Source organism: Cystobacter fuscus DSM 2262 (genome assembly GCF_000335475.2).
Classification (GTDB): Bacteria; Myxococcota; Myxococcia; order Myxococcales; family Myxococcaceae; genus Cystobacter; species Cystobacter fuscus.
On the sequence record NZ_ANAH02000021.1, the window covers coordinates 43,058 to 55,275 of the forward strand.

6 protein-coding genes are annotated in these 12,218 nt (G+C 68.0%); 5 read left to right on the plus strand and 1 reads right to left on the minus strand.

All coding sequences use genetic code 11. From position 1 onward, the window contains the following. Positions 1-26: 26 nt before the first annotated feature. Entirely contained in the window at positions 27-1,622 is a 1,596-nt protein-coding gene (locus tag D187_RS30470; protein WP_002622343.1) for an ArnT family glycosyltransferase, read from the minus strand. A 253-nt stretch (positions 1,623-1,875) separates the two neighbouring features. Here D187_RS30470 and D187_RS30475 point away from each other — a divergent pair, with 253 nt between their 5' ends. From D187_RS30475 to D187_RS30495, 5 genes are all read left to right on the plus strand, one after another. Continuing rightward, positions 1,876-5,559 (plus strand): PAS domain-containing protein, encoded by a 3,684-nt coding sequence (locus D187_RS30475; RefSeq protein ID WP_051256621.1) that lies wholly within the window; start codon positions 1,876-1,878, stop codon positions 5,557-5,559. Positions 5,560-5,988: 429 nt separating this feature from the next. Then, the gene (locus D187_RS30480) at positions 5,989-8,061 is read left to right on the plus strand and encodes a PrkA family serine protein kinase (RefSeq protein WP_002622339.1); all 2,073 of its coding nucleotides are present in this window, start codon (positions 5,989-5,991) and stop codon (positions 8,059-8,061) included. 21 nt (positions 8,062-8,082) lie between these two features. Beyond that, positions 8,083-9,192, plus strand: coding sequence for a DUF444 family protein (locus tag D187_RS30485; protein ID WP_002622338.1), 1,110 nt, complete (start codon positions 8,083-8,085; stop codon positions 9,190-9,192). A gap of 48 nt (positions 9,193-9,240) precedes the next feature. Next, positions 9,241-10,734 (plus strand): SpoVR family protein, encoded by a 1,494-nt coding sequence (locus D187_RS30490; RefSeq protein WP_002622337.1) that lies wholly within the window; start codon positions 9,241-9,243, stop codon positions 10,732-10,734. Between the two features lie 154 nt (positions 10,735-10,888). Beyond that, a complete protein-coding gene (locus tag D187_RS30495) occupies positions 10,889-12,061 on the plus strand; it encodes a peptidoglycan DD-metalloendopeptidase family protein (protein ID WP_002622336.1) in 1,173 nt (390 codons plus the stop codon). The last annotated feature ends 157 nt before the right edge of the window (positions 12,062-12,218 follow it).

The following is a 12,218-nucleotide window of genomic DNA, read 5'->3' on the forward strand; positions in this document are numbered from 1 at the left end:
CCCCGGGCGAGCGGGCCTCCCAGCGCTCAGCGACGCCGGTACACGTGCAGCGGGGGGGAGAAGCCGTCGAGCTCGCCGTACTCCACGCCATCGAGCACCAGCGTGCGTCCCCCGTCCCACTTCACGCCCGCGTCCTTCACCAGGCGGCCATTGTCGAAGCGCACGAGGTACTCCGGCTGGGCGCGGCGCAGGTGATCGCGGAAGGTAGCCCAGCGCACCCGGGCGAGCCGCTCATCGTCCAGGCCGGAGAAGAAGGCGAGCTGGAGGTCCATGTAGCTTGGATCCTCGTCGAGCACGGCCGCGCCGCCCTTGGCGGCGACCTCCTCCTTGAGGAAGCGGGCCACCTGCATCAGGGGCACCGGGTTGGTGGAGGTGGGGCTCACGGGCCGCAGGCTGTCGCGCATGCCGCCATCGGCGCGGAACGTGTAGAGGCCCATGGCCACGGGCACCGCCACCGCCAGCACCGTGCACACGCTGGCCAGGGCGCCGCGCACCCCGGCCCCGCGCGAGCCCACGCACGCCACGAAGCCGGGCCCCACGAAGGGCAGCAGCAGCGCGAGCTCCGTCACCGTGAAGCGCCCGAGCGGCTGGAAGTCGAGCAGCACCGCGGCCCGGAAGGTGAAGTACGCGGTGGGCACCAGCGCCGCGAGCGTCAACCAGCGCACGTCCGGCCGCGTGCGCCACGTGCGCCACATGCCCACCATGCCCAGCAGGGCCACTCCGGGCGACAGGGTGAGCAGCGCCATGCCGGGCCAGAAGGCCAGGCTCTCCAGGCGGTAGCGCCACGGGCCCACCCGGGCGATGCCGTCCTTCACCCAGGCGTCATGGAACTGCTCCACCGCGCGGATGGGGAAGAAGGGATCCCCATGCGCCATCTCGTTGCCCTGCATCCACAGCAGCGGAAAGGGCAGGCACACGATGCCAAAGCCCACCGCGCGCGTGAGGCCGGCGATCCGGTCCGGCCCCCAGAAGAGCAGCGCCAGACACAACAGCGGCATGAACAGCCAGGCGTCGTAGCGCGTGGCGCACGCGAGGTTGAGCACCGCCGCCGCCCCGAAGAGCGGGCCCATGCGGTTCTCGTCCAGCCCCTGGGCCACCAGCGCGAACACCCACAGCATGAGGAAGAGCGAGAGCGCCTCGCTGGCGGCCGTCGTGGACATCTGCAGGTGCATGCCCCAGACGCTCAGCGACAGCCCCGCCACCATCCCCGCGCGCCAGCCGAACAACCGCCGGGTGAGTGAGAAGAGGGGCAGCACCGCCAGCACGCCGAACAGCAGGCTCACCAGACGGCCCGCGAGCGCCTTGTCCGGCACCGCCTCGAGCGCCGCTCCCACGAGATAGATGTGGAGCGGACCGAACTGGTAGGTGCCGTCTCCGTAGGAGGTGATCACGTGCGGCTCACGTGCCCAGCGCTCGGAGAGCTCCGTGCGCGCCACCGCGTCCCCGTAATAGTTCTCGTTGAAGGGCATCAACAGCAGACGAGGCAACAGCGCCGCGGCGATCAGCAGACCGATCAGCAGCCGGGTCGAGGGCTCCGGCGAGGCATCGGGCACCGCGGAGAGGGGGGACGAGGCGCCCGGAAGGCGCGAGGTCGGGGAGGGAACGGGCGAGGCGGACGACATGAGGCCGCGGAGAATACGCAGGCGCGGCCCAAAACCAAGGGACCACCTCCCCGGAGTGGACCTTTTCTCACTCCCCTACCCGGTGGCCGGGCGGCGCCCATGTGCGTGTAGAAGTTCTCCCCTGGGGTTGCCCGGCGTTGTGTTCCATGGCGCGCATGCCCGGGAGCAACCGCGTCTTTTCACGTGGCGATGTGTTAGGCAGCGCCCCGTGCGACCCGGGCCCCATCGCCGCTCCCGGCCCCTGGAGCGGCGAATGGGAACCCAGCACTCCGACCAAGGCATGGACGCCACCCCTCCACAGCGCCCCGGCTCCCCCTCCCCTCAGAGCCCGCCCACCCGGAGCCCGGGTTGGCCCGCGCTGCCGGCACTCGCCGGGTACGCCGCGGCATTGCTCTCCGTGGTCCTCATCGCCGGCCTCTTCCTGCGCTCCAGCCATGCGCTGACCCAGGCGTCCTTCCGCCTGGCGCGCACCCTGGACTTCATCAACGAAGCGGACCACCTGCTCTCCCTGGTGAAGGAAGCGGAGACCAACCAGCGCGGCTATCTGCTGCTGCGCGAGGAGCGGGGCCTGGCCGCCTACCAGGAAGCACGGCGGCTCATCGACCCTTCCCTCGACCGCCTGCGCACCCTCGCGCCGGACGACCCCCGCCAGCGCGAGCGGCTCGAGCGGATGGCCTCGCTCATCCAGCGGGAGTTCGCGTCGATGGAGCGGCCCCTCGCGCTCATGCGGGCCGGCAAGTCGGAGGCCGCGCTCCAGGCGCTGCGCGCGGAGACGAGCCAGCGCGGGATGGACGAGTTGTGGAAGGTCGAGCGGACGATGGACCAGGAGGAGGAGCGGCGCCTCGCGCAGCAGAACGCGGAGCTGATCCGGACCTCCGAACAGGCCGACCTCATCGTCCTGGGAGGCAGCGGCTTCCTGCTCGCCTTCCTCGGCATCGCCGCGTTCAGCTCCAGGCGGGACATGCGCCTGCGGGAGCGGGAACAGCTCGAGCGCGAGCAGGCGCGAACGCGGGAGCACGAAACCCGGATGGCGGCGGAGGGCGAGCGGCAGCGCCTGTACTACCAGCGCATCATCCTGCAGGCGCCCGCCGCGGTGGGCCTGTTCCGGGCGTCCGATCAGCGCTGCGAGCTGGCCAACCCGGCGCTCGCGAAGCTCTACGGCGGCCGTGAGCTGGTGGGCCGCACCGTGCGCGACGTCCACGCCGAACCCCCGGGCGGCCGCCTCGTCGAGATGTTCAACACGGTGCTGAGCACCGGCCAGCCCTATACGACCAACGGCTACCGGCTCGTGCTCGAGCGCGCCGCGGATGGCCGGAGCACCGAGGCCTTCGTCAACCTCACCTACCAACCCTTGCAGGATGCGCGCGGACAGGTGGATGCCGTGCTGCTGTTCGCGGTGGAGGTGACGGAGCAGGTGGGCGCGCGGCGCGCCGCGGAGGAGGCCCTGTCCCAGCGCCAGCGAGCGGAAACGGCGCTGCGTGAGAACGAGGCCCACCTGCGGCGGACCCTGAAGGCCTCGGACGTGGGCTCCTGGGAGGCGGACCTGCGCACCCAGCGCGTGGTGTGGTCCCCCCAGGCCGAGGCGATGTCCGGCATGGCGCCCCACACGTTTCCGGGCACCGTGGACTCCTTCCTGGCGCTCGTTCATCCCGAGGACCGACAGCCGCTGGCCCAGCGCCTGGCCCCCTCGAGCAACGATCCGGGTGAGTTCCGCCTGGAGTACCGCGTGCTGCGCGCGGACGGTGGCATCCGCTGGCACGAGAACCGGGGCCGCCTCCTGTTCGACGACGCCGGGCAGCCGGTGAAGCTCGCGGGCGTGCTCCTGGACATCACCCCGCGCAAGCTCGCCGAGCAGTCGCAGCGCGAGTCGGAGAACCGCTTCCGCATCCTCGCGGAGACCCTCCCCCAGCTCATCTGGATGTCGCGCGCGGATGGGGCGGCCGAGTACTTCAACCCGCGCTGGTACGAGTACACGGGGCAGAGCGCCGAGCAGGCCCGGGGAGATGGCTGGATGCGCGCCCTGCACCCGGACGATGTCGCGCCCACGCTCGTGACGATGCGGCGCGCGGTCGCCAGCGGAGAGCCCTACGTCGTCGAGTTCCGGCTGCGCCGGGGCGCGGACGCGGCCTACCGCTGGTTCATCACGCGGGGCCTGGCGCTACGCGACTCCGCGGGCAACTGCACCCACTGGATTGGCACCTGCACGGACATCGACGACCAGAAGCGCGGCAGCGAGTCGCTGCGCTTCCTCTCCGAGATGAGTGGCGTGCTGGCGACCTCGCTGGAGCACGCGGAGACGCTCCGGCAGGTGGCCCGCCTCGCCGTGCCCACCCTGGCCGACTGGTGCATCGTGGACGTGATGGACGAGGACAACCGCCTGGAGCGGGTCGAGGTGGCCCACGCCGACCCCGCGCTCGCGGACCTCGCCGACACCCTGCGGCGCTTCCCCCTCCGCGGCCCCTCCATCCCCGACTCCCAGACGGTGCGCACGGATCAGACCATCTACCTGGCCGAGGTGACGGGCGCGCACCTGCAGCAGTACACCCGCGAAGCCGAGCACCTGCGCGTCGTGCTGTCGCTCAAGCTGCGCTCGGTCGTGTCCGTGCCGCTGCTGGCACGAGGCCGCACGCTCGGCGTGCTGACGTTCTGCACCACCTCGCTCTCCGGACGCCGCTACGAGCGCGGTGACGTGCTGCGGCTCGAGGAGGTGGCGCAACGCGCGGCGCTCGCCATCGACAACGCGCGGCTCTTCTCCCTCGCCCGCACGGAGCGCGAACGGGCCGAGGCGGCCAACCGGCTCAAGGACGAGTTCCTCGCCACCGTCAGCCACGAGCTGCGCACACCGCTCACGGCGATGATCGGCTGGCTGAAGTTGCTCCGGGATGGCCGCCTGCCCCCCGCCAAGCATGCGCGCGCGCTGGAGACCGTGGACCGCAACGCCCACGCCCAGGCCCAGCTCATCGAGGACCTGCTGGACGTCAGCCGCATCGTCTCCGGCAAGCTGCGGCTGGAACCCCAGCCGGTCCACCTGGCGGGCATCATCCAGGCGGCCATGGAGTCCATGCGCCCCGCGGCGGAGGCCAAGGGCATGCGCTTGAACGCCGAGCTCGACACCCGGGACGACGTGGTGATGGGAGACGCGGCCCGCCTGCAACAGGTGGCGTGGAACCTGCTGTCCAACGCGGTGAAGTTCTCCCCTGGGGACCACGACATCTGGGTGCGGCTGCGGCGCGAGGGCGGCGCGATGGAGCTGACGGTGGAGGACGAGGGCCCGGGCATTCCCGAGGAATTCCTGCCCCACCTCTTCGAGCGCTTCCGCCGGCTGGAAGGAGGCAGCACGCGCCAGCACGGGGGCCTGGGCCTGGGGCTCGCCATCGTGCGCCACCTCGTGGAGCTGCACGGGGGCACGGTGCACGCCACCAGCCGGGCGCCGGGCCGGGGCGCCCTCTTCACCGTCCGCCTGCCCCCCGCGCCCTCCGCGCTCGCGCCGGAAGCCTCCGGGCCCCCCGCGCCCTCGAGCGCCCCCGCGCCCAACACCTGGCCCGCCCTCGCCGGGCGGCACATCCTCGTCGTGGATGACCAGGACGACAGCCGCGAGATGCTCCGGCTGGTGATGGAGGACCACGGGGCGCGCGTCAGCACCGCCGCCTCCGCCCAGGAGGCCCTGCGCGTGCTCGTCGCCGAGCGGCCCGAGCTGCTCGTCTCGGACATCGGCATGCCCGGCGAGGACGGCTACGCGCTCATCAACCGGGTGCGCGCCCTGCCTCCCGCCCAGGGCGGAACCATCGCCGCGGTGGCCCTCACCGCCTACGCCCGCGTCGAGGACCGCACCCGGGCGCTCACCGCGGGCTTCGACATGCACGTGTCCAAGCCCGTCGAGCCCGACGAGCTGCTCTCCGTGCTCTCCAACCTCGTGGCCCTCTCTCCTCGCGGCTGAATTCCCCCGGATGTCCGGCACCAGACACCCTCTCGGTCCCCTGCCTGTCCGTGCAGTGCCGACATGTAGCGCGGGAGGGGACGCGGCCCCACAGCCGAGCGTTCAATATCCGCCCATCCGTCCACCTGGCCGTTCAATGATGACCTGCCGGAGCCCCCCCCCCTGCGCGCGCCGGGGCTCGCGCGTATAATCATCTGTGCCTTTTCACCCCGTGGAGGGGAAGCGCCGCGGTCACGACGCGCCCTTCACGTTCTTGCCTCGCGGTCCCACCCCGCGGCGGGGTCCCGAAAGGGCTGGTCGCACGGTCGTGTCTTTCTGGGACCCGTCACGGGTGGGAATTGGAATGGCCCAGTACCCCCCCAGGTTCAATTCTTGGCCTTCCGAGAGGTCGCGGGAATTCCGCGCGTCTGGACGGCCCGAGGGAGCGTCATGAAGGACGTGGAAAACAAGGGGTCGTCGTGGATCGCGCGCATCGCCGCGCTCCAGGACGTGAAGACCTACGCGGAACTCCACTGGGAAGGGTCCTTCGAGGACTACCTGGAGATCGTCCGCAAGAACCCCAAGGTCACTCGCACCGCCTTCCAGAGGATCTACGACATGATCCTCTCGCACGGGAAGACGGAGTACATCGACAACAAGAAGAAGCTCATCCGCTACCACTTCTTCTCCGACGAGAAGTTCGGCGGCCGTGACGCCATCTTCGGCCTGGACGTGCCGCTGATGAAGCTCGTCAACGTCTTCAAGTCCGCCGCCCAGGGTTACGGCACGGAAAAGCGCGTCATCCTCCTGCACGGCCCCGTGGGCTCCTCCAAGTCCACCATCGCGCGCCTGCTCAAGAAGGGCCTGGAGGAGTACTCCAAGACGCCCGAGGGCGCCTCCTACACCTTCAGCTGGACGCTGGACAAGAAGAACCCCGAGGGCACGGGCACCATCCGCGAGAAGATGAAGTGCCCGATGAACGAGGAGCCGCTCAACCTCATCCCCCGCGAGTGGCGCGGCAAGGTCCTCACCGAGCTGTCCCCGCCGGAGAGCGGCTACACGATTCCCGATGGCAGCGAGCTGTGCCCCGCGTGCCGCTACGTCTTCAAGGACCTGATGACCCAGTACAAGGGCGACTTCGCCAAGGTCATCGAGCACGTCACGGTCAACCGGCTCATCTTCAGCGAGAAGGACCGCGTGGGCATCGGCACCTTCCAGCCCAAGGACGAGAAGAACCAGGACTCCACCGAGCTCACCGGCGACATCAACTACCGGAAGATCGCCGAGTACGGCTCGGACTCGGACCCGCGCGCCTTCAACTTCGATGGCGAGTTCAACATCGCCAACCGCGGCCTCATCGAGTTCGTCGAGGTGCTCAAGCTCGACGTGGCCTTCCTCTATGACCTCTTGGGTGCCTCGCAAGAGCACAAGATCAAGCCCAAGAAGTTCCCCCAGACGGACATCGACGAGGTCATCATCGGGCACACCAACGAGCCCGAGTTCAAGAAGCTCGAGACCAACGAGTTCATGGAGGCGTTGCGTGACCGTACGGTGAAGATCGACATCCCGTACATCACCAAGCTGTCCGAGGAGGTGAAGATCTACGAGAAGGACTTCAACTCCCGCGCCATCAAGGGCAAGCACATCGCGCCGCACACGCTGGAGATGGCGGCCATGTGGGCGGTGCTCACGCGCCTGGAGGAGCCCAAGAAGCACAACCTGTCGCTCCTGCAGAAGCTCAAGCTCTACAACGGCAAGACCCTGCCCAACTTCACCGAGGACAACATCAAGGAGTTGCGCAAGGAGGCCAGCCGCGAGGGCCTCGATGGCATCAGCGCCCGCTACATCCAGGACAAGATCTCCAACGCCCTGGTGAGCGACAAGGGCGAGGGCTGCATCAACCCCTTCATGGTGCTCAACGAGCTGGAGGCGGGCCTCAAGGGCCACTCCCTCATCAACAGCGACGACGCGCGCAAGCGCTTCCGCGAGATGCTCACCAGCGTGAAGCAGGAGTACGAGGACATCGTCAAGAACGAGGTCCAGCGCGCCATCAGCGCCGACGAGGACGCCATCGGCAAGCTGTGCGGCAACTACATCGACAACATCAAGGCCTACACCCAGAAGGAGAAGGTCAAGAACAAGTACACCGGCCTCTACGAGGAGCCGGATGAGCGCCTGATGCGGTCGATCGAAGAGAAGATCGACATCCCCGACAGCCGCAAGGACGACTTCCGCCGGGAGATCATGAACTACATCGGCGCGCTCGCCGTGGACGGCAAGACCTTCAACTACCGGACCAACGAGCGGCTCCACAAGGCGCTCGAGCTCAAGCTGTTCGAGGACCAGAAGGACAGCATCAAGCTGAAGAACCTGGTGTCCACGGTGGTGGACAAGGAGACCCAGGAGAAGATCGATCTGGTGAAGGACCGGATGATGAAGAACTACGGCTACTGCGAGATCTGCTCCACGGACGTGCTCAACTTCGTGGCGAGCATCTTCGCGCGCGGTGACGCCAAGGAATAGCTCCCGGGAAGGGGTTGACTCGTGTCTTTGCGCATCCACCAGGACCACTCACGCTTCAAACAGATCGTCCGCGGGAAGATCAAATCCAACCTGCGCAAGTACGTGCAGAAGGGGGAGATGATCGGCAAGAAGGGCAAGGACACGATCTCCATCCCCATTCCCTTCATCGACATCCCCCACTTCAAGTACGGCCACAAGGAGCAGGGGGGCGTCGGGCAGGGGGATGGCGAAGTGGGGCAGCAGCTCTCCCCGGGCGCGGTGCAGCCCGGGGACGGGCACCAGGCCGGCCAGGGCGAGGGCGACCACTCGCTCGAGGTCGACGTCACGCTCGACGAGCTGGCGCAGATATTGGGCGAGGAGCTGCGCCTGCCCAACATCGAGCGGCGGCAGAACGAGAAGATCGTCACCCAGAAGATCAAGTACACCGGCGTCAACACCACCGGCCCCGAGTCGCTGCGCCACTTCAAGCGCACCTACAAGCAGGCCCTGCGGCGGCAGATCGCCATGGGCACGTATGACCCGGCCCGGCCCGTCATCATCCCCACGCGCGAGGACCGGCGCTACCGCAGCTACAAGCTCCAGGAGCTGCCGGAAACGAACGCCGTCATCATCTACATGATGGACGTGTCCGGCTCCATGGGCGACGAGCAGAAGGAGATCGTCCGCATCGAGAGCTTCTGGCTCGATACGTGGCTGCGCCACCAGTACAAGGGCCTGGAGGCGCGCTACATCATCCACGACGCCGTGGCGCGCGAGGTGGACCGCGACACCTTCTTCCACACCCGCGAGTCCGGCGGCACGATGATCTCCAGCGCCTACAAGCTGTGCCGGGACATCATCAAGTCGGACTACCCCAAGAGCGCGTGGAACATCTATCCCTTCCACTTCTCGGACGGGGACAACTGGAGCGCGGATGACACGCGCCAGTGCATCGAGATGCTCCGCGAGGACATCCTGCCCGGGGTGAACCAGTTCGCCTACGGCCAGGTGGAGAGCCCCTACGGCAGCGGCCAGTTCATCAAGGACTTGCGCGAGGCCGTGGGGGACTCCACCAACGTCGCCCTGAGCGAGATCGCCGACAAGGACGCCATCTACGCCTCCATCAAGGACTTCCTCGGCAAGGGCCGCTAAGGCCCCTCGCCTCCTCCCGCCCGCCGCCCCCCGCTTCCGGAGTTCGCGATGCCCAAGAGCCTCACCCCGCCGCTGGCCAAACTGAACCAGGAGATCGAGGGCCATGCCCGGGAGTTCGGCCTCGACTTCTTCGAGACCATCTTCGAGGTCGTCAGCTACGACGAGCTCAACATGGTGGCCGCCTACGGCGGCTTCCCCACGCGCTACCCGCACTGGCGCTGGGGCATGGAGTACGAGCAGCTGTCCAAGGGGTACGAGTACGGACTGAGCAAGATCTACGAGCTCGTCATCAACAACGACCCCTGCTACGCCTACCTCCTGGAGAGCAACTCGGACGTGGACCAGAAGCTGGTCATGGCGCACGTCTACGGGCACTGCGACTTCTTCAAGAACAACTTCTCCTTCCGCCACACCAACCGCCGGATGATCGACGACATGGCCAACCACGCCACGCGCGTGCGCCGGTGGATCGACAAGATTGGCGTGGAGAAGGTGGAGGACTTCATCGACCGGGCGCTGTCGCTGGAGAACCTCATCGATCAGCACGCGCCCCACATCCGCCGCAATCCGGACCCCCAGCGCGCCGAGGACGAGCTCAAGAGCAACGAGCGCGTGGAGGGCTTCAAGGTGAACCGCGAGTACATGCGCGGCTTCATCAACCCCTCCGAGTTCCTCGACAGCCAGCGCAAGAAGGTGGAGGAGGAGAAGGCGAAGACGAAGAAGTTCCCCGAGCGCCCCCAGCGCGACGTGCTCGCCTTCCTGCTGGAGCACGCCCCGCTCGAGCCGTGGGAGTCGGACATCCTCTCCATCATCCGCGACGAGGCCTACTACTTCGCGCCCCAGGGCCAGACGAAGATCATGAACGAGGGCTGGGCCAGCTACTGGCACTCCACCATCATGACCCGGCGCGCGCTCAAGGACGACGAGGTCATCGACTACGCGGACCGGCACTCGGGCACCATGGGCACCCGGCCCGGCGCGCTCAACCCGTACAAGCTCGGCATCGAGCTGTGGCGCGACATCGAGGAGCGCTGGAACAAGGGCCGCTTCGGCAAGGAGTGGGACGAGTGCGATGATCTGCGCGCGCGCCGCTCCTGGGACAAGAAGCTCAACCAGGGCCGCGAGAAGATCTTCGAGGTGCGCAAGCACTACAACGACATCACCTTCATCGACACCTTCCTCACCGCCGAGTTCGCCATCGACCAGAAGCTCTTCGTCTATGGCTTCAACGACAAGCGCAACTCCTGGGAGATCCTCGACCGGGAGTTCCGCAAGGTGAAGAACAAGCTCCTGCAGCAGCTCACCAACTTCGGCCAGCCCATCATCGAAGTGGTCGACGGCAACCACGACAACCGCGGCGAGCTGCTCATGGCGCACAAACACGACGGGCAGGATCTCAAGGGCGACTACGCGCGCGAGACGCTGCGCAACGTGCAGTCCTTGTGGCGCCGCCCCGCGTGCATCATCACCCGCTACGACAACAAGGGCGTGCTGCTGCGCTTCGACGGGCAGAACCACACCGAGAAGAAGATCGATCTCTGAGGCGCCCTGCCCGCCTCGTTTTCGCCCCGCGGGAAAAACACCGCCTGGCTGGACTCAACAACCCACCAGGCGGCCGAGTTCTCGCCGGGGATGAGAAGATGAGGGGCCGGAAGTTGGGAACAACCCTGTAGCTCCCGTACACTGCGCGAGCCCCATGAGACTCGCCTCCGTCGTCCTGTGCCTGGGTGTGCTGTTCGCCGCGCCCCTCGTCGAAGCCGCCCCCACCACCTACAGCGTGCGCAACCGCCGCATCGAGCCCAACCAGCCGCTCGCGGTGGCCCTGCAGGAGGCGGGACTGCCGCCGGAGCAGGTGAGCGTGGTCATCGCCGCGCTGGAGGGCGTGTTCGACTTCCGCAAGTCGCGCGTGGGCGATCAGTTCCGCCTGGTGCTGCGCGAGGGCGAGCTGGACTTCTTCGACTACCGCCAGAGCGCGGTGGACGAGTGGCAGGTGCGCCGGGATGGGGAGCGCTTCGTGGGCAGCAAGCGCGCCATCGAGGTGGAGAAGCAGGTGACGGTGGTGGCGCTGGAGGTCAGCTCCTCGCTCTACGAGGCGGCGCTGGCGGCGGGGGAGGATCCGCTCATCGGCATGGTGCTGGCGGACGTGTTCGCCTGGGACATCGACTTCTACCGGGACGTGCGCCGGGGGGACCGGGCGCGCGCGGTGGTGGAGAAGTTCGTCTCCAAGGGCCGCTTCCTGCGCTACGGCGAGGTGCTGGCGGCGAGCTACCAGGGGGAGTCGGTGGGGAGCAAGCGCGTCTTCCGCTACGAACTGCCGGACGGCAAGCCGAGCTTCTTCCAGGAGGACGGCGCGAGCGCGCGCAAGGCCTTCCTCAAGAGCCCGCTCAAGTACGCCCACGTGACGAGCACCTTCGGCAGCCGCTTCCACCCGGTGCTCCAGTACGTGAAGGCCCACAACGGCGTGGACTACGCGGCGAGCGTGGGCACGCCCGTGTGGGCCGTGGCCGATGGCACCGTCACCGTGGCGGCCAACACGGGCGCCGGCGGCAACACCGTGTGCCTGCGGCACAACAATGGCTTCGAGACGTGCTACCTGCACCTGTCGCGCTTCGGCCAGGGCGTGCGCGCGGGCGCCCGGGTGAGCCAGAAGCAGGTCATCGCCCTGTCAGGCAACACGGGCCGCAGCACCGGCCCCCACCTGCACTACGCCCTCAAGCGCAGCGGCCACTACGTCAACCCGCTCAACCAGAACTTCCCTCGCACCGAGCCGCTCCCCAAGGGCCTGCTCGCGGACTTCCGCGCGAAGGTGGCCCCCCTGGCGCAGCAGCTCGACGCCGTCTCCGTGGCCCAAGCCAGCGCCGGGAACTGAACACTTCCAGGAAATCATCCTACTCTACATGTAGGGTCGCCGCGCACCTCTCCTCGGAAAGAGAGGATTCACCCTGGAGTCCAGGGCAGTACGGAAAAGGGAACCTGTCTGATAGGATGAACAGATTCCCGTCACGTCCGTCACGCGCCGCCTCCTC